The following is a 19035-nucleotide window of genomic DNA, read 5'->3' on the forward strand; positions in this document are numbered from 1 at the left end:
GCGCGCCGTTCGCAGCAATCCCTATCCCGACAGGCTATGACGACCATGAAAATCACCACCGCCGACCACGAAGCGGCGTTCGTGCAGTCCGCACTCGATTCGCTCCACCGCGATCACAAGCTCGCCGAGGCCATTGCGCTGACCTTCGGGAAATGCGAATCGGCCGCCGACGTGATCGATCTGATTTTTCCGCTGATCACGAAGAAGCGGCGGGTCGATTACGTTCTCATGTACAGCATCGTGAGCAATCCGCGCACGCTGCTGCAGTTCCTTCGCGCGGCCGATTCGCGGCTGAGCCAGGCCGCCGCGTGGGCGCCCGCGTCGGTCGACGCGTCGTTGCGCGCCGCGGCCGCGGCGGCCGACCTCGGCTGGGACCGTGCGCAGCGCGTGCTGAAGTGCTGCGTGCTGTTCTCCGACTCGCCGCTCGAAATCGTCGCCAGCATCGCGTTCCTCGGCCGGCACGAAACCGCGTCGAGATTGCGGTCGGCGGCGCACAACGTCGAGCTGAGCCACCTGGTCAACTGAGCATATTGGCATCCCATGGATTTCGCTGAAAGCAAATCGCCGCCGTGGCATTCGGCCGTCACGCTGATGTGGCGCAGCCATCCGTGGCTGACGCTCGGCACGGTGCTGACGGGGCTGCTGAGCGGCGTCGCGTCGATCGTGGGCGTCGGCCTCATCAGCCGCGCGCTGCACGACCCGGACGAGCGACGCACGCTGCTGCTCGTGTTCATCGCGGTCAACGTCGTGGCGATCGTCTGCCGCAGCGGCGCTGCCGTGATGCCGTCCTATGCGTGCATGAAGCTGATGACGCGCCTGCGCGTCAACCTGTGCAAGCGGATCCTGGCGACCCCGCTCGACGAAATCGACCGGCGCGGCGCGCCGAACGTCCTGACGCTGCTCACCCAGGACATTCCGCAACTGAGCCAGACGCTGCTGACGATACCGACGATCATCGTTCAATCGGTCGTGCTGATCTGCAGCATCGTCTATCTCGCGTATCTGTCCTGGATCGTCTTCGCGTCGACGATGGTCCTGACGATCGTCGGCCTCGCGCTTTACCTGTTCTTCTACCGGAGGGCGGTCAATTTCACCGAGCGCGTTCGCGACGAGTTCGTGCGCTTCAACGAATACACGCACGGGCTCGTGTTCGGCATCAAGGAGCTCAAGCTCAACCGCGCGCGGCGGCGCTGGTTCACGCGTGCCGCGATCGAGCTGTCGTCGAAGCGCGTGGCCGGCTTCAATTACATCGAGCGCTTCTGGTTCATGGGCGGCGACACCATCGGCCAGATCACGGTGGCCGTGCTGCTCGGCTTCCTGCTGTTCGGCGTGCCGTCGCTCGGCGTCGTCGATCCGTCGGTGCTCACCGCGAGCATTCTCGCCGTGCTCTACATGATGGGTCCGCTGACCATGCTGATCAATATTCTGCCGATGGTGGCCGAGGGCAAGACGGCGCTCGCGCGGCTGGCGGAGTTCGGCTTCCTGGTCGACGACACGCAGGTCTCGCCCGCCGACCGCTCGCCTGCGCTCGCGCCGGGTTCCTCATCGGCCGGCGCGTGGCGCGTCATCGAGCTGAAGGGCGTGAAGATGAACTACCGCGATAGCGAGTCGACGACCGACTTCGTGCTCGGCCCGATCGACATGACGATTCATGCCGGCGAGCTGGTCTACGTGATCGGCGGAAACGGCAGCGGCAAGAGCACCCTGGGCAAGGTGCTCAGCGGCCTGTATGCGCCCACCGAAGGCCACATCGCGCTCGATGGCGCAGTCGTCGACGACGATGCGCGGGAGCGCTACCGAAACCTGTTCTCCGCCGTCTTCACCGATTTCCATCTGTTCGACCGCGTGATCGGCCCCGATCGCGAGGACGAAGGCATCGCGCGTGCGCGCCGATACCTCGAGACGCTGAAGCTGGCCGACAAGATCAGGATCGACGGCAAGCATTACTCGACGACGACCGCGCTGTCGACCGGGCAACGCAAGCGGCTCGCGCTGCTTTGCGCGTACATCGAGGATCGCCCGATCTATATCCTCGACGAATGGGCCGCCGATCAGGACCCCGTTTTCAAGCGGTTTTTCTACGAGGTGCTGGTGCCCGACCTGCGAGCGCGCGGCAAGTGCGTCGTCATCATCACGCATGACGACCAGTACTTCGGGCTGGCCGATCGCGTCATTCGCCTCGAGCGCGGCCGGATCTTCTCCGATACGGCGATGGAAACCGCGCGAGCCGAAGCGGCAGGATGAGCGGCGCGCCGGGCGCGCGCGTCGCCGTCGGCGGTTGATCGGCTGTCCCTGCTATCCGTTACAGACGCGGCCGCCGCCCGGTGCTTAAATCACGTCGGCATCCGTGCGCGCAAGCGCAGCTTCAACGTCTCATCAGGAATCCATTCATGGAGTTCAGCAGATTGTTCGCACACGTCGGCGAAGCGATCTCGAGCAGCGGGAGCCGACGCTTTCCCCGCATGATGTACAGCCTGATCTCGGCGGCGGTCCCCGTCGACGAGATTCGCATTTCGGAATTTTCGGTCGACGCCGCGCCCGCCGGCGAGCTCGCGATGCGCAGCCTCGGCGCCGCGCCCGACAAGACCGGCGCGGCAGGGGCCGGTCATGAAGCGCAGATGCCGCCGCAAGCGAGCGCGCGCCACGTGTACGTCGACGACACGCCGGCCGGCCTCGGCGCGGCCCCCGCGCTGGTCGAGCGCATCGTCGCGCTGCTGTCGGCAAACGCGTCGCCGCACGGCCGGCAATTCCATCTCGTGAGCCGCAAGCGCACGCACTGTTACGTGATCTCGTTGCATCGCGCCGAGACGGCTGACGATTTCTCGCCGCAGGAGCAGGACTTCATCAAGGAGCTGTCGCACGTGCTGTTTCCGATCGTCGCGAGCCACGCGACGGCGCTGGGCTCGGCTCCGCCGTCACCGGCGCGGCTCGCCGCCGTTGCGCCGCCCGCGACGGAATCTGGCCGCGAGCGCGTCGCGCGGCGATTCGCCGACCGTCTGCGACATGCCGGCGTCACGCTGTCGGCGCGCGAGATCGACGCGTGCACTGCGCTGCTGGCCGGCGACACCGTGGCCGCGATCGCGATGCGTTTGGCGCTGCGCGAAAGCACCGTCGAGACTTATCTGAAGCGGGCCGCCGTCAAGCTCGGCTTCGGCGGCCGTCATGGCCTGACGCGATGGATGCTGGACGAGACGGCCGGCGGCGCAACGGATGCCGGCCTGGAGCGCGCCGGCGGCGCGTGCCGCGACTGCGGGGCATCGCGCCTCGGTACCTGAACGCTCGCGGGTAGGATGCGCGAGGGCCGTCGGTTACTCTGCGTGCGTTGGGCCCGGCGCCGCGCGCTGCTGCATGGCGGCCGCCGATGCAGGCGTCGTACGAGCGCGTCACGTATCGCCACGGCGGCCGCGCTGTGCGTCGATTCGTACGCCGGCTATCGTACATTCGGACTCAACCGCGCCGCAGCGCCGACCGACATCGTCACGGCTCTTGCTGCAACCGGCGTCGAAGCGGCCGAGCACATCCGCAATCGGGGCTCGCTCGGCCTTGCCGGCGATCGTCGTCGATCGCCGGCATGAACCGGATCACGCTGCCGACGCGTAGGTCGTGCAGTCGTCGATCATCCATTTCGTGAGCCCGTGCCGGCCGCTGATGCCGAGCTTCACCGCGGCGCGCTTGATGTACGTCTCCACCGTGCTTTCCTTCACGCCGAGCTCTTCGGCCAGTTCCCGCAGCATCTTGCCCGCGAGCAGGCCGAGGCACACTTCGCTTTCGCGAGCGGACAGCGCGACCGCCGCTCGCGCCAGCCTCGACTCGAACTCGTGCCGCAGCGCGTCGACGCCCGGCAGGCCGCCCGTCGCAAGCGGCGCCGGCGCGCAGTCGCGCTCGCCGTGCCGGCGCGTCGACGCGTGCCATTCGACGAGCGGCAGCAGCGTATCGGCGAAATTCTTCAGGAACGACATTTCCCGCAACGAGAAGTCGTGATGCGACGCTGCGCGATGCAGCGAGATCACGTAGCGGCGGTTCGCCTTGCCCGACACCAGATGACACTGGAATCCATCGCATGCGCCGCGCGGCGGCGCGGCTTCGCTGCCGTGACCGTGCTGGCGCTGCGGGCTGATGTGGATGAGCTGCCGGTCGCTGGCGGACCGGATCCGGTTCAACAGCGGATGCGCCGGCTCGCGCTCGCCCTGCGCCGCCGCCGTGCCGAACGCGCCGAGCGACTGCACGTGCACCACTTCGCCGGCCGGCTTGTCGAGCGTCCATTCCGTCATTCGGGTGATGGCGAGCGGAACGGATTCGACCAGCAACGCATGCATGTCCGATGCGAATCGCTCGCTGCCGGCGCTCGAAATCACCTTCCCAAGCTTCGCGAATATCGCGACCATCTGACTCTCCTAGTTGTGCCTGCGTGACGACCAGCGGCGCAATGCCCGCGTGCATCGGCGCGATTTGCTGCCGCTGCTTCTCGACACGCATCGTTGCGCGCGGCTGCCGCGATTACCGCGCCGTCGCCACACGTGTTGAAGGCCAAAATCGAAAAACCCGACGACGTTTCGAACGGGATGAGTTCCCTGCAAATCAAGCAAAAATCGCAATCGAAAAATGAAACAATCATTTTCATTGAATTTGATCGGCATAAATACCCGCTGCGTATGATAGCCACGATTTTAGAAGTTTGCAGATGGCGTGATGGTGACTTCGTCGATTTTCGACCATCGAGAATACGAATTCAGCTTCCCCTACCGTCTGACACGTGAACGCAACATGAATCAGCTCGATAAATCAATATCATTTTGCATTGAATTTCTGTAACAATCCGATGACGTCGGCATACCACGAATTCTCGCCATTCGACGTTCCCGGCAGTTGGAATATCAACCTTTGCCGCGCCGTTTTTCTTTTAACCGTATGGCTTCGCGTTCCGCATACCGTGCATTGTTGCGAATCCCTCAATGCTCGGCCGAATATGCGCGACGAAAGGGCACAATTCATCGCGGCCGCCAGGCGGCCTCGTCCGACCGATTACCCCATTCGGCAATAAAAATCCACCTCGATAATATTTACGACGGTGTCGACGCCCGCGTTGCAAAATACCCACAAAATGCCGCTCATTGTCTGCCGCAAACCCACCACATTGAAGCCGCGCAGTTCATCAACTCCGCGGCTTGCTCACGGATGGATAAATTGCTAATCTCGCCCGGCGATATAACGCATGCGCCGTCCAATTACCTTGAATTACGATAGCGTTTATTCAGAAAATCGAAACATGCCTATAAACATTCACGCCGCATCATCTTTTATCGCGCGCCGTTGCTGACGGCCGCCCGCCGCAATTAAAGATTCAATCGAAATACCGATATTCCCTCGGCCGAAGGATCGGTCGACGGCTCGTTGCAAAAGTCGTCCGAAAAATACTCGTTTCTCTCGTTGAACGCCCGTGACGATGCGCGCTCGCGCCACCTCGTTCGCGCATCACACGCGCTTGAAGTGCCACACCCGCCTCAACGCATCGATTGCCGTTTCTCCAATCACAAAACGCATCCGAAGAACTGGAGCACACGATGAATCAAGACTTCCGAGACGAACCCGCGCGCCGATCCTTCCTGGCCGACATGGCGAAGCTGGCGGCGGCCGGCGTCGTCGCCGGCTGGACCCCGCTCTATCAGATCGCCGCGCACGCGCAGTCGGCCGGCGCGACGCCGCCCGGCTTTCCGGCCGACGTGCCGCTTTACAAGCAGGCGTTCCAGAACTGGAGCGGCGAAGTTGCCGTGCAAGACGTGTGGACGGCCGCGCCGCGCTCGGCCGATGACGTCGTCGCGATCGTCAACTGGGCGCGCGCGAACGGCTACCGCATCCGCCCGCGCGGCTACATGCACAACTGGTCGCCGTTGACGCTGGAGCCGGGCGCCGGCGCCGCGAACGTCGTGCTGCTCGACACGACGAAGTCGCTGACGAGCGTATCCGTCGACACGTCGGCGCATCCGGCGCGCGTCACCGCGCAGACGGGCGTGTCGCTGGAGAGCTTGCTCGCGACGCTCGAGCAATATGGCCTCGGCGTGATCGCCGCGCCTGCGCCCGGCGACATCACGCTCGGCGGCGCGCTCGCGATCGACGCGCACGGCACCGCGGTGCCGGCCGCCGGCGAAACGCTGCAGCCGGGCCATAGCTATGGGTCGCTGAGCAATCTCGTCGTCGCGCTGACGGCGGTCGTGTTCGATTCGGCGCGGCAGCAATACGCGCTGCGCCGGTTCGAGCGCAACGATCCCGAGATCGGCGCGTTCCTTGCGCATCTCGGGATGGCCTTCGTCGTCGACGTCACGCTGATCGCCGGGCCCAACCAGCGGCTGCGCTGCCAGAGCTTCGTCGACATTCCGGCTTCGGAGTTGTTCGCACCGGCCGGCACGGCCGGCCGCACGATCTCATCGTTGCTCGACCGCTCGGGCCGGATCGAAGCGATCTGGTTTCCGTTCACGAGCGCCCCGTGGCTCAAGGTCTGGACGCCGACGCCCAGCAAGCCGTTGTTGTCGCGCACCGTCACGCAGCCGTACAACTATCCGTTCTCCGATTCGATCTCGCAGTCGATCTCGGATCTCGTGAAGCGGATCGTGATCGGCGGCGAAGCCTCGTTGACGCCGCTGTTCGGCCAGACGCAGTTCGCGGTGACGGCCGCCGGCCTCGCGCTCACGCTCAGTGCGGACCTCTGGGGCTGGTCGCGCACGGTGCTTCAGTACATCCGGCCGACGACGCTGCGCGTGACCGCGAACGGCTACGCCGTACTGGCGCGGCGCGCCGACGTGCAGCGCGTGATCGGCGAGTTCGTGCAGTTCTATCAGAACCGCATCGACGCGTACAAGGCACGCAACGAATATCCGATCAACGGCCCGGTCGAGATCCGCATCACCGGCCTCGACCAGCCGGCCGACGTCGGCGCTGCAGCGGTGGCGCCGACGCTGTCCGCGCTCACGCCGCGCCCCGATCACCCGGAATGGGACGTCGCCGTCTGGTTCGACATTCTGACGTTGCCCGGCACGCCCGGCGCCGACCGCTTCTATCGCGAGATCGAGCAATGGATGCTGGCCAACTACACGGGTTCGTATGCGATGCTGCGCCCCGAATGGTCGAAGGGCTGGGGCTACACCGACACCGCCGCCTGGCAGGACGGCACCATGTTGTCCGTCACGATCCCGCGCCTGTATCGCGACGGCCAATCAACGACAAGCAACTGGGACGCCGCGCGAGCGACGCTCGCGCGCTACGACCCGCAGCGGATCTTTCGCGCACCGCTGCACGACCGGTTGATGCCGTAGCGAACCGTGCGACTGCGGGCTCGCTCGATGCAACGGAGCCGATGCCGATAGCGGCGCGCGAGCCGGGCCTGTTCGGCGCATAGAGGACGGCCGGTCCGGTGCGCCGCGAGGTGACGACTCGGCGCGCGGCCCGCGGCCGTCTGCGCGTGTCCGAGCGGCCTCGCAGCCCGCTGTAAAAATCGACGCAGCGGCGATCGCGCCGATGCCCAGGCTCGCGTCGTTCGACCGATTCGGTTCGCTCGTCACGGTGTCGCGCACACGCGCCGTGAATCGTCGGCGGGACGATCGCGCGTCGCGTCGTTCGCGCACTTGACGAGGTTCGTAAGCGGAATCGAAGCGATGGGAAAGATTGCGGACGACGAACCGACGTTGCGCGGGCGCGTTACATGCGCTGCATCGATGAACGCAGCATGTACCGTACCGCGGATACGGCGAGCGCCGGGCGATACGCAACCTGCGCGTACCGCCCGGCGTCGCCCGTTCCGACGGCTGCTTGCTTCGCCTTCGATCAGCCGATCGATCAGCGTGTCGGCACAGACGCCCTGTGTCGTCACGCCAACTTCGGCTGCCGCACGCTTGCTCGTTCCGAAATCGGCGTTGCCGCGCATGCTCGCCGCGGCGGCCGCATCTTCATCGAACGGGCGCGTCGGCGTCGGCCTGGCGGCGCGTATTGCCGAGCACGGCGACGAGCACCAGCCCGCCGATCAGCCCGAGATGCTCGAAGAACGCGTTGAGCGCCATGAAGCGCGCGGCGCCCGACATGTTCCAGAAGTCGGCGGCCACCAGCATCGCGACGAGCGTCAACACGCCGAGGCCACCGGCGCCGAGCCACGTGAAGCGCCGGGACAACACGCACAGCGGCCCGCCGATCTCGACCACGATCGCCATCGCGGCCCAGACGGGCCCGGGATGCAGGCCGAAGTGCGCCTGCTCCGCGGCAGCTGCATTGAAGTCGAGCAGCTTGTAAATGCCCGCGATCAGATACGCGGACACCAGCGCGGCGCGCGCGACCGGCAGCACCCACCGCTGCGACAGCAGTGCGCCGCCCCAGGCCGGACAGTCGTAAGCCGCACGTGCCGTCATCTCAGATCGCCCAGCACGAGCATCCGAACGCGCCCCAGAAGCCCTTCGCGTCGGACGTCGGCAACGCGCTGCCCCATGCGCCCGCGTGCGCATGCTGGTGAACGTTGCATTCGTTCGCGCAGCCGCACATCGCGGCGGCCGCCGCGCGTTGCAGCGGCGCACCGGCGCGCTGCGTCGCGCCCCAGCCGCCGTAGCCGCCGAACTCGCGCACCGGCGACCAGTCGGGCATCGCCGGCGGGATCGGCGCGTCGTGCGACTCGAACGGCCCCGCACCCCAGACGATCTTGCCGTCGACCACCGTCAGCAACGCAGTCGTGGCGGCGATATCGTCCTCCGCGCACGCGAAGAAATCGCGATCCGGGACCACGAGGTCGGCAAGCTGCCCCACCGCGATGCGCCCTTTCTTGCCTTCTTCGTTCGAGAACCACGTCACGTACTCGGTCCACATCCGCAGTGCGGTTTCGCGATCGAGCAGGTTGCGCTGCGGATACATCCTGAGGCCGCCGACCGTCTTGCCCGTCACGAGCCACGCGAGCGATACCCACGGGTTGTACGACGCCACGCGCGTCGCGTCGGTGCCGGCCGACACCTTCAGCCCCTTGCCGAGCATCTTCGCGACCGGCGGCGTCGCCTCGGCGGCTTGCGCGCCGTAGCGCTCGACGAAGTATTCGCCCTGATACGCCATCCGGTGCTGCACCGCGATGCCGCCGCCGAGCGCGGCGATCCGGTCCATCGATTTCTCGGTGATGGTTTCCGCATGATCGAAGAACCAGTTCAGCCCTTCGAGCGGGATGTCCTTGTTGACCTTCTCGAACACGTCGAGCGCGCGGCTGATCGTTTCGTCATAGGTCGCGTGCATGCGCCACGGCCAGCGGTTCTCCGCGAGCACGCGCACGACGCCTTCGAGGTCGTCCTCCATCTGCGCGGGCAGGTCCGGGCGCGCCACGCGGAAATCTTCGAAGTCGGCCGCGGAAAACGCCAGCATCTCGCCGGCGCCGTTGTTGCGGAAGTAGTCGGTTCCGTCGTGATACTTGACGCTCTTGGTCCAGTTCACGAAGTCTTCCTTCTCGGCGTTCGGCTTCTGCGTGAACAGGTTGTACGCGATGCGGATCGTCATCTCGCCGGCGTCGTGCAGCTTGCGGATCACCTCGTAGTCTTCCGGGTAATTCTGCGAGCCGCCGCCCGCGTCGATCACGCCCGTGACGCCCAGCCGGTTCAGTTCGCGCATGAAATGGCGCGTCGAATTGTATTGATACTCGAACGGCAGCTTCGGCCCCTTCGCGAGCGTCGCGTAGAGGATCGTCGCGTTCGGGTTCGCGAGCAGCAGGCCGGTCGGGTTGCCGGCGGCATCGCGCAGGATGGTGCCGCCCGGCGGCTCCGGCGTGTCCTTCGTATAGCCGACGACACGCAGCGCCGCTGCGTTCAGCAGCGCACGATCGTACAGGTGCAGGATGAACACCGGCGTGTCCGGCGCGACTGCATTGAGTTCGTCGATCGTCGGCAGGCGCTTCTCGACGAACTGATGCTCGGTGAAGCCGCCGACCACGCGCACCCACTGCGGCGCGGGCGTCACGGCCACCTGGCGCTTGAGCATCTCCATCGCGACGGCGAGCGACGGCACGCCGTCCCAGCGCAGCTCCATGTTGTAGTTCAGTCCGCCACGAATCACGTGGCAGTGGTTGTCGATCAGGCCGGGCAGCACGCCGCGGCCGCCGAGATCGACCACCTTCGTCGCGCGGCCCGCGAGCGGCATCACGTCCGCGTCGCTGCCGACGGCGACGAAGCGGCCGGCGGCAATCGCGACCGCGGTCGCGATGGGGTTCGCGCGGTCGAGGGTCGTGAATCGCCCGTTATGCAGGATCAGATCCGGTTGGGTCACGGTTGCGGTCATGTGCATCACCTCTTGATGATCAGAAGCCAAACAGCTGTTTGACGGTGGGCAAGGCCTGCACGCCGATCAGCATGCCGAGCAACCCGACCAGCGCAATCAGCGGCGGTGCGGGAGAGCGAACCTTGATGGCGCTGTAAATCACACCGATCAGCAGGCCCGCACCAAGGGAAACCAGATAAGGTTCCATGCGATAAATCTCCCGGAGAATGTCGAACGCGGCGGCGGTGTGCCGGCCCGCATGCCGCGCGCGGCATGCGTGACGCGCTCACGTGCGCCCGCGCGGCAATGGCCGCTGCGGCGGGTTCGCATGGAACCCGCCGCAGCGGCCGCGACGGTCGTAGCCCGTCTGCGCTTACTTCGCCGGAACCGGCGGGATCGACTCGTGCGGCGTCGCGGTGCGCGGCGCGGTCTTGTGGACCATCGTGTACGCGTAGTCGACGCCCATCCCGTACGCGCCCGAATGCTCCTTGGCGATCGCCATCACGGCGTCATACGTTTCGCGGCGCGCCCAGTCGCGTTGCCATTCGAGCAGCACCTGCTGCCACGTGACCGGCACCACGCCGGCCTGCACCATGCGCTGCATCGCGACGTCGTGCGCGGCTTGCGACGTGCCGCCCGATGCGTCGGACACCATGTAGATTTCGTAGTCGCCTTCGAGCATCGCGCACAGCGCGAAGGTCGTGTTGCAGACTTCGGTCCACAGGCCCGACACGACCACCTTCTTGCGGCCGTTGGCGGCCAGTGCGTCGCGCACTTTCTGGTCGTCCCACGAGTTCATCGACGTGCGTTCGAGCGTCTTCTGGTTCGGGAACACGTCGAGCAGTTCCGGATACGTGTGGCCCGAGAAGCTGTCGCTTTCGACGGTCGTGATCGTGGTCGGGATGTTGAAGACCTTCGCGGCCTTCGCGAGGCCGACGACGTTGTTCTTCAGCGTCTGGCGATCGATCGATTGCACGCCGAACGCCATCTGCGGCTGCTGGTCGATGAAGATCAGCTGGCTGTTGTGCGGAGTCAGTACTTCAAGCTTCGGGTTGCTCATGGCGATGATGTCCTTTGACGCGGAGAAATGTGAGGCTTGCCCCGCCGACGAATCTGCGAGGCGTCCGATGCGTTGTGTCGAGCGGTTCGACAGTCAACGCGCACCATTTCAGCGGCAAGCAGCCGACTACGCCAGTTAATCGTTCTGATTATCTCGACCAGCGATATTCAGGCTTAAAAGATCTGAATTTCAATGAAGGCACATGGGATGAACGCGAAGACCTGATAGGCTGATTCGAGACTTTCGGATCGCCGCCGAACCGGTCGCGATCGCCATTTCAACACGCTGTCCGTCACGTTCCATTGCCATGAAACCGTACGTTGCTTCACTTCTCGCCGGCATTCTCGCCGGCATCGTCTACGCGCTGATCGGCGTGCCGTCTCCGGCGCCGCCCACCATCGCTCTGGCCGGCTTGCTGGGCATTCTGGCGGGCGAACAGATTCTTCCCGTCGCGCGGCGGATGATCGGCGGCATTCGGCTCGGGACCGCCTGGCGCGAGGCGAAGTGCAGTCAGCACATGTTCGGTGCGCTGCCGGGCGGTCATGCGGCGGATGCTGGGGCGAAGCGCGATTGATGGCAGGACAGCCGGCTTGCGTGAGATCCCGGCGAGGTCTGCAAACGGCCGTCGGATTTGGACGTGAGGCGTTGCCGCATGCGGCTCTCAGTCGAGACCGCCGGCTTTTGCACGAAACGGACGATTGACGCGCCTGGACGGTGTCGCGGCGCACACCGTCACGACGTCACGTTCTGCGCGCCAAGCTCGCCGAGCAAGCAGCCGGCTGCTTGCCCATCCCAACAGCAGCGCAACCGCTGGGCATTCGCCGGCGCCACCGTCGAACCACCTGTCGGCGAGCGATCGACGAATCCGCGCACGCCACCCCCCTCATCCCCCCGCCCCACCGCCTCCCCGCACCCCGCTCCGATAAGCCCCCGGCGGCACCCCATACCAGCGCTTGAACGCCTGCGAAAAGCTCGATAAATCGCTGAAGCCGAGCCGTTCGGCCACTTCGGTCAGCGGCAGATGCGCGTCGCCGAGCAGCGCCTCGGCCATCGCGCCGCGGGCCTCGGCCAGCAGCGTACGGAACGTCGTGCCCTCCTCCTGCAGCCGGCGCTTCAGCGTGCGCGGGCTCGTGTTCATCAGCCGTGCGATGTCGTCGAGCGAAAACGGCACGTTGCCGGGCGTCGCGGTCAGATACTGCCGCACCATCTCCGCCGTGCCGATCCGGGCACGCCGCGCATCGAGCAGATGCGCGCACATCTGCTCGCACATCGAAACGGTCAGCGGATTCGCATGCGGCAATGGACGGTCCAGAAACGTGCGATCGAACCCGAGGCTGTTCGCCCGCGCGCCGAATACCGGTTCGATGCCGGCAATGCGCGGCGCGGCGCCACTCGGCGCGCTCGCCGCCTGCATCGTGAAGCGCGACAACCTGAAATCGCCGCCGCCAATTTCCTGCAGCAGCACGGCAGCGGCCGCCATGTCGCGCTCGACGAGGAAACGGCTCAGATCGGCCTCGAGCTCCGGCGCACCGAAATTCAGCACGCCCGTATGCGGCTCCTCGCGGTACGTGATCACCGTGTACGCATACGTGAGCGGTAGAAAGCGCATCGCGAGCGCCAGCGCGTCGCGCGCGGTCGCGCTCGCGATCAGCCCATAGCCCCACACGCCGTACGCGGAGAAGTGATAGCGCTGCCCGACCTCGAACCCGAGGCCCGGCGCACGCCCGAGCGCGCGCACCAGGTTGCCGGTCAGCCGCAGTTCCTGCGCGGCCGTCACCTCGGCATTGGGATCGTCGAGCTGCGCGTCGGCGAGGCCCGTGCCGGCCAGCAGCCTTGCATGCGGCACGCCCCGTTCGTCGCCGAAATCGACCAGCAGCCGTGCGCTGGCCGGACTCCGGGTGAAGTCCCAGAAGCTCATGCGGAGAAACCCTCGAAGCGCCGATTTGGCCCAAATACTAAAACAATTGTCCCGAACCAGCATTGGTGTTTTCCCATGCGGCCCGCACCATCGGCGTCATCAGTCGTCGCCCGAACGACGCCAACACCCGGAGGAGACACCATGCGACCGAGTCGCCCACCCGAGCTCGCCGCCCGCTTCGAACGCCAGCGCGCCGCCTATGCGCGCGATCCCGCGCCGCCGCTCGCGATCCGCCTGTCGCGGCTTGACCGTCTGCGTGCGCTGCTCGATACGCATGAAGCCGCGCTCGTGCAGGCGATCGACGCCGATTTCGGCGGACGCTCCGCGCACGAGACGCGGCTCGCCGAATTGTTCGTGGTCCGTAGCGGCCTGCGCCATGCGCGCGCGCACCTGCGGCAGTGGATGCGCGAGCGCCGCGTGCCGACCGCCGCGCATTTCCGGCCGGGCTACAACCGGATCGCGCCGCAACCGCGCGGTGTCGTCGGCGTGATGGCGCCGTGGAACTATCCGCTGCAGCTCGCGCTCGGGCCGGCGGTCGCCGCGCTCGCCGCCGGCAACCGCGTGCTGGTCAAGCCGTCCGACCTGACGCCGCGGCTGTCGGCCCTGCTCGAATCGCTCGTCGCCGACGCGTTCGATGTGGACGAACTCGCCGTCGTCACCGGCGACGTCGACACCGCGAAGGCGTTCGCGCGCCTGCCGTTCGACCATCTGTTCTTCACCGGCTCGACCGCGGTCGGGCGCGACGTCGCGCAGGACGCGGCCGCGAACCTGACGCCGGTCACGCTGGAACTGGGCGGCAAGTCGCCGGCGATCGTCGACCCGTCGTGCGATCTGGCGCACGCGGCCGCGCGCATCGCGTTCGGCAAGCTGCTCAACGCCGGCCAGACCTGCATCGCGCCCGACTATCTGCTGGTGCCGGCCGGCACCGCCGAGACCGTCGCGGCACGCGTGGCGGACGCGATCGCGCATCACTACCCGACGCTCGCCGCCAATCCCGACTACACGTCGATCATCGCCGCCACGCATCGCGACCGCCTCGCGGCGCTCGTCGACGACGCGCGCGCCGGCGGCGCACGCGTGCGCGAAGTGAACCCGGCAGGCGAACGCTTCGCTGCCGGCTCGCGCAAGTTCGCGCCGACCCTCGTGCTGGACGCGCGCGACACGATGCGCGTGATGCGCGAGGAGATCTTCGGCCCGGTGCTGCCGATCGTCGAATACGCGGATCTCGACGAGGCGATCGACCGCGTGAACCGCGGCCCGCGCCCGCTCGCGCTGTACTGGTTCGGCCGCGACGCCGCGCGGCGCGATCGCGTGCTGCGTGAGACGGCGTCGGGCGGCGTCACGGTGAACGACTGCCTGTGGCATCTCGCGCAGGAGCACCAGCCGTTCGGCGGCGTCGGCGCGAGCGGCATCGGCGCCTATCACGGCAAGTGGGGCTTCGATACGTTCAGCCACCACAAGCCCGTGTTCCATCAGGCGCGCCGCAGCGGCACCGCGCTGTTCCATCCGCCGTACGGCAAGACCTTCGATCTGCTGCTGCGCGTGCTGACGCGCTTCGCGTGACCATCGACCACTGGGAGACGATTCCATGAGCAGGACTTTCGACTACATCGTCGTCGGCGGCGGTTCGGGCGGCTGCGTCGCCGCGGGACGGCTGACCGAGGACCCTTCCGTGACCGTCTGCGTGCTGGAGGCCGGCGGCCGCGGCGACGACGCGCTCGTCAACGTGCCGACCGGCGCGGTCGCGATGCTGCCGACGCGCGTGAACAACTGGGCGTTCGACACCGTGCCGCAGCCGGGGCTCGGCGGACGCATCGGCTACCAGCCGCGCGGCAAGGCGCTCGGCGGCTCGTCCGCGATCAACGCGATGGTGTACGTCCGCGGCCATCGCGTCGACTACGACGGCTGGGCCGCGCTCGGCAACGAAGGCTGGGCCTACGACGACGTGCTGCCGTACTTCCGGCTCAGCGAACACAACGAACGCTTCGACGACGCGTTTCACGGCCGCGACGGCCCGCTGTGGGTCAGCGACCTGCGTACCGGCAACCCGTTCCATGCGCGCTATCTCGAAGCGGCGCGACAGGCCGGGCTGCCGCTCACCGACGACTTCAACGGCGCGCAGCAGGAAGGCATCGGCCTCTACCAGGTCACGCAGAAGCACGGCGAGCGATGGAGTGCGGCGCGCGCGTATCTGCTGCCGCACGTCGGCCGCCGCGACAACCTGAGCGTCGAGACGCACGCACAGGTGCTGCGCATCCTGTTCGACGGGACGCGCGCAACGGGCGTCGAGGTGCGGCAGCACGGCGAGGTGCGCACCTTGCGGGCCCGGCGCGAGGTCGTGCTCGCGGCCGGCGCGCTGCAGACGCCGCAACTGCTGATGCTGTCGGGCGTCGGCCCGGCCGACGAACTGCAGCGGCTCGGCATTCCGGTGCGCGTCGCTCTGCCGGGCGTCGGCCGCAACCTGCAGGACCATCCGGACTTCGTCCTCGGCTACCGCACCCGCGGCGTCGACACGATGGGCGTGTCCGCGCGCGGCGCGCTGCGCCTGCTGCGCGAATTCGCGCGCTTTCGGCGCGAGCGGCGCGGCATGCTGACGTCCAATTTCGCCGAAGGCGGCGGCTTCCTGACGACCCGCGCCGGCCTCGCCGCGCCCGACATCCAGCTGCACTTCGTGGTCGCGCTGGTCGACGATCATGCGCGCCGGCACCATGCCGGCCACGGGCTGTCGTGCCACGTGTGCCTGCTGCGCCCGCGCAGCCGCGGCACGGTCACGCTGCACAGCGCCGATCCGCTCGCGGCGCCGCGCATCGATCCGGCGTTCTTCGCCGATCCGCGCGACCTCGACGACATGGTCGCCGGCTTCCGGCTCACGCGCCGTTTGATGGAAGCGCCGGCGCTGGCCGACTGGACCACGCGCGACGTGTTCACCGCCAACGTGAGCACCGACGACGAGATCCGCGACGTATTGCGGCGCCGCACCGATACCGTCTATCACCCGGTCGGCACCTGCCGGATGGGACGCGACGCGCTCGCCGTCGTCGATCCGCAACTGCGCGTGCATGGCGTCGACGGGCTGCGCATCGTCGATGCGTCGGTGATGCCGACGCTGATCGGTGGCAATACCAATGCGCCGACGATCATGATCGCCGAGAAGGCGGTCGACCTGATCCGCGGCGTGCGCCGCGTGCCCGCGCGGCCGTCCATCGACACCGCATCCGAAACCGCCGCCCCATCGTGCCCGTCCTGCACCTCGGACGCGGCCCACCACCCGGAGGAAAACCGTCATGTCGTCGCCTGAAACGTCACGTCCCGCCGAAGCGAGCGCACCGCTCGCGGCCATCGTCATCGGCGCCGGCTTCGCCGGCATCGGCATGGCTGTCGCGCTGCAACGCGCCGGCATACACGACTTCGTGATCGTCGAGCGTTCGCACGACGTCGGCGGCGTGTGGCGCGACAACCGCTACCCCGGCGCCGCATGCGACGTGCCTTCGCATCTGTACTCGTTCTCGTTCGAGCCGAACGCGAACTGGTCGCGCGTGTTCGCACCGCAACCGGAGATTCATGCGTACCTGCAGCATTGCGCGCGCAAGTACGGGCTGGCACGCCATCTGCGCTTCGGCGCCGAGGTCGAGCAGGCACGCTATGACGAAGCCGGTGCGTTGTGGCGCGTCGCGCTCGCCGACGGCACGACGCTCAGCGCCGCCGTGCTGATCAGCGGCACCGGCCAGTTGAGCCGGCCGGCGCTGCCCAAACTGCCCGGCATCGATACGTTCCGCGGCCGCGCGTTCCACTCCGCGCAATGGGATCGCGACTATCCGCTCGCGGGCAAGCGCGTGGCGGTAGTGGGCACCGGCGCATCGGCGATCCAGTTCGTGCCGGCGATCGCCGGCGACGTCGCGCGGCTGCTCGTGTTCCAGCGTTCGCCGGCCTACGTGCTGCCGCGCCCGGATCGACCGTATCGCCGCTGGGAACGCGCGCTGTTTCGCCGCTTGCCGGGGGCGATGAAGCTGCATCGCGCGTCGATCTACCTGCGTTACGAATCGCGCGCGATCGCCTTCACGCGGCTGCACGGGCTGATGGACTTCGCGGTCGGCCGGCCGTTCCGGAAGCTGCTCGCACGCGACGTGCGCGACCCTGCGCTGCGCAGCAAGCTCACGCCCGACTATCCGATCGGCTGCAAGCGGATCCTGCTGTCGAGCGACTACCTCGCCGCGCTCGGACGCGACAACGTCGAGCTCGTCACGCGGGGCATCCGCCGCGTGACCGAAACGGGCATCGAGACCGACGACGGCGTTCACCATCAAGTCGATGCGATCGTCTACGGCACCGGTTTTGCCGCGACCGAATTCCTGTCGCCGATGCGCATCACCGGTCGCGACGGGCTCGACCTGAACGACGCGTGGCGGCGCGGCGCGCAGGCGTATCTGGGCGTCACCGTGCCGGGCTTTCCGAACTTCTTCATGCTGTACGGCCCGAACACGAACCTCGGCCACAACTCGATCGTCTACATGCTCGAAAGCCAGATCGCGCACGTGATGCGCTGCCTCCGCGCGATGCAGCGCGACGGCGCGAGCGCGATCGACGTCGACCCGCGCCGCTACCGCCGCTACAACGCGCACGTGCAACAACGGCTCGAAGGCTCGGTGTGGAGCGGCTGCAAGAGCTGGTACGTCGACGCGTCGGGCCACAACAGCACGAACTGGCCCGGCTTCACGCTCAGCTACCGCTGGATCACGCGCTTCACCGGCCTGTCCGCTTATCGCTTCTCGCGACCGCTGGCCGGCGACACCGCGCCGACACAGGCGGTCGTCGTCGCGCCGCCTGCCGGGCGCGTGGAAGCGCTGGCCGCAGCGTCGTTGCGCGGTTTCCTGCGCGCTGCGTTCCGGCCGCTGATCGGGCCGCCGTTCGGCGCGCGCGTGCAGCGCCGCGTCGTCGCGATGCTGTCGCCGCTGATGCCCGGCGCGGGCGGCACGCTGCGCTACCGGACGGCTGCCGCCGGCGTGCCGGTCGAAGTGATCGCGCCGAAACGTGGCGACGCCGGCGGCGTGATCCTCTACCTGCATGGCGGCGCCTTCTGCGTCGGCAGCCCGCGTACGCATCGCAGCGTGACGACGCGCCTCGCGGCCGAAGCCGGGCTGCCGGTGTGGGCGCCCGACTACCGGCTCGCGCCCGAGCATCCGAGCCCGGCGGCCGTCGACGACGCGCTGGCCGCGTACGAGGCGTTGCGCGCGCAGGGCTACGCGCCGCACCGCATCGTGATCGCCGGCGATTCGGCCGGCGGCGCGCTCGCACTGGCGCTCGCCATGGCGCTGCGCGAGCGCGGCGAGCCGGCCGCGGCCGCGCTGCTGCTGATCTCGCCCGTGACCGACGCGGCGCTCGGCGGCGCCACGCTCTCCTCGCGCCGCCACGACGATCCGATGATCCGCCGCGGCTGGCTCGAACAGGGGCTGCGCTGGTATCACGGCGCGGGCGCCGGCGCGTCGCGCGGCCCGCTCGACGCCGACCTGCGCGGGCTGCCGCCGATGCTGGTGCAGGTCGGCGATCAGGAGGTGCTGCTGTCGGACGCCCAGCGGCTCGCCGCGCATGCGCGCGCATGCGGCGTGCCGTGCCGGCTCGAGATTCATGCCGCGCGCTGGCATGTGTTTCATCTGCAGGCGTTCTATCTGCAATCGGCGCGCGACGCGTTGCGGACGCTGGCCGGATTCGCCGCGCAGCGCGTTGCCGCGCCGGTGTAGTGTTGCTTGCTGCGGCGATGCTTGACGAGCCTGGCGGTCGTACGCGGCTGCCAGAGCACGCC

At 67.6% G+C, this 19035-nt stretch carries 16 protein-coding genes; 9 read left to right on the top strand and 7 right to left on the bottom strand.

Annotation, left to right across the window (positions count from 1 at the left end; genetic code table 11):
• Positions 1 to 45: 45 nt before the first annotated feature.
• The 3 genes from EX20_RS13800 to EX20_RS13810 all read left to right on the top strand — a co-directional run bounded on the left by EX20_RS13800 (position 46) and on the right by EX20_RS13810 (position 3275).
• Positions 46 to 525: a hypothetical protein gene (locus EX20_RS13800; RefSeq protein WP_224019696.1), complete on the top strand. Its 480-nt coding sequence runs from the start codon at positions 46 to 48 to the stop codon at positions 523 to 525.
• Positions 526 to 540: 15 nt separating this feature from the next.
• Positions 541 to 2244, top strand: a complete 1704-nt coding sequence (locus EX20_RS13805; RefSeq protein ID WP_034193901.1) for a cyclic peptide export ABC transporter — start codon at positions 541 to 543, stop codon at positions 2242 to 2244.
• 146 nt (positions 2245 to 2390) lie between these two features.
• The gene (locus EX20_RS13810; RefSeq protein ID WP_034193902.1) at positions 2391 to 3275 is read left to right on the top strand and encodes a helix-turn-helix transcriptional regulator; all 885 of its coding nucleotides are present in this window, start codon (positions 2391 to 2393) and stop codon (positions 3273 to 3275) included.
• 306 nt (positions 3276 to 3581) lie between these two features.
• Here the strand turns inward: EX20_RS13810 and EX20_RS13815 are convergent, their stop codons facing one another.
• Entirely contained in the window at positions 3582 to 4385 is an 804-nt protein-coding gene (locus tag EX20_RS13815; protein ID WP_014725956.1) for a helix-turn-helix transcriptional regulator, read from the bottom strand.
• Positions 4386 to 4866: 481 nt separating this feature from the next.
• On the opposite strand from EX20_RS13815, the gene EX20_RS31960 reads away from it, so the two are divergent.
• Positions 4867 to 5244, top strand: a complete 378-nt coding sequence (locus tag EX20_RS31960) for a hypothetical protein (RefSeq protein WP_139164704.1) — start codon at positions 4867 to 4869, stop codon at positions 5242 to 5244.
• 317 nt (positions 5245 to 5561) lie between these two features.
• Positions 5562 to 7307, top strand: coding sequence for a cholesterol oxidase substrate-binding domain-containing protein (locus EX20_RS13820; protein WP_034193903.1), 1746 nt, complete (start codon positions 5562 to 5564; stop codon positions 7305 to 7307).
• A gap of 242 nt (positions 7308 to 7549) precedes the next feature.
• On the opposite strand, the gene EX20_RS13825 is transcribed toward EX20_RS13820, so the two are convergent.
• The 5 genes from EX20_RS13825 to EX20_RS13845 all read right to left on the bottom strand — a co-directional run bounded on the left by EX20_RS13825 (position 7550) and on the right by EX20_RS13845 (position 11320).
• The gene (locus tag EX20_RS13825; protein ID WP_034193904.1) at positions 7550 to 7915 is read right to left on the bottom strand and encodes a hypothetical protein; all 366 of its coding nucleotides are present in this window, start codon (positions 7913 to 7915) and stop codon (positions 7550 to 7552) included.
• A gap of 22 nt (positions 7916 to 7937) precedes the next feature.
• Positions 7938 to 8390: a DoxX family protein gene (locus tag EX20_RS13830; protein ID WP_034193905.1), complete on the bottom strand. Its 453-nt coding sequence runs from the start codon at positions 8388 to 8390 to the stop codon at positions 7938 to 7940.
• Position 8391: 1 nt separating this feature from the next.
• On the bottom strand, positions 8392 to 10281 hold the full coding sequence (locus EX20_RS13835) for an amidohydrolase (protein WP_014725962.1): 1890 nt from the start codon (positions 10279 to 10281) through the stop codon (positions 8392 to 8394).
• Between the two features lie 19 nt (positions 10282 to 10300).
• Positions 10301 to 10468 (bottom strand): DUF1427 family protein, encoded by a 168-nt coding sequence (locus EX20_RS13840; protein ID WP_014725963.1) that lies wholly within the window; start codon positions 10466 to 10468, stop codon positions 10301 to 10303.
• A 165-nt stretch (positions 10469 to 10633) separates the two neighbouring features.
• Positions 10634 to 11320 carry a hydrolase gene (locus EX20_RS13845; protein ID WP_014725964.1) on the bottom strand — a complete coding sequence of 229 codons (687 nt, stop codon included), beginning with the start codon at positions 11318 to 11320 and terminating at the stop codon, positions 10634 to 10636.
• A gap of 307 nt (positions 11321 to 11627) precedes the next feature.
• Between EX20_RS13845 and EX20_RS13850 the strand changes: the two genes are divergently transcribed.
• A complete protein-coding gene (locus tag EX20_RS13850) occupies positions 11628 to 11894 on the top strand; it encodes a XapX domain-containing protein (RefSeq protein ID WP_034193906.1) in 267 nt (88 codons plus the stop codon).
• A 309-nt stretch (positions 11895 to 12203) separates the two neighbouring features.
• Here EX20_RS13850 and EX20_RS13855 read toward each other — a convergent pair whose 3' ends face one another.
• Positions 12204 to 13238: an AraC family transcriptional regulator gene (locus EX20_RS13855; RefSeq protein ID WP_034193907.1), complete on the bottom strand. Its 1035-nt coding sequence runs from the start codon at positions 13236 to 13238 to the stop codon at positions 12204 to 12206.
• A gap of 141 nt (positions 13239 to 13379) precedes the next feature.
• Between EX20_RS13855 and EX20_RS13860 the strand changes: the two genes are divergently transcribed.
• Genes EX20_RS13860 through EX20_RS13870 form a run of 3 tightly spaced genes read left to right on the top strand, consistent with a single transcriptional unit; the run spans position 13380 to position 18973 of the window.
• Positions 13380 to 14801, top strand: coding sequence for a coniferyl aldehyde dehydrogenase (locus tag EX20_RS13860; protein ID WP_034193908.1), 1422 nt, complete (start codon positions 13380 to 13382; stop codon positions 14799 to 14801).
• A gap of 25 nt (positions 14802 to 14826) precedes the next feature.
• Complete coding sequence (locus EX20_RS13865; RefSeq protein ID WP_034193909.1) at positions 14827 to 16536, top strand: GMC family oxidoreductase; 1710 nt, start codon at positions 14827 to 14829, stop codon at positions 16534 to 16536.
• Entirely contained in the window at positions 16523 to 18973 is a 2451-nt protein-coding gene (locus EX20_RS13870; protein WP_034193910.1) for a flavin-containing monooxygenase, read from the top strand. The genes EX20_RS13865 and EX20_RS13870 overlap by 14 nt, the downstream gene beginning before the upstream one ends.
• The last annotated feature ends 62 nt before the right edge of the window (positions 18974 to 19035 follow it).

Origin of the sequence: Burkholderia sp. WP42, assembly GCF_000745665.1 — a bacterium.
Taxonomy (GTDB): Bacteria; Pseudomonadota; Gammaproteobacteria; order Burkholderiales; family Burkholderiaceae; genus Burkholderia; species Burkholderia vietnamiensis.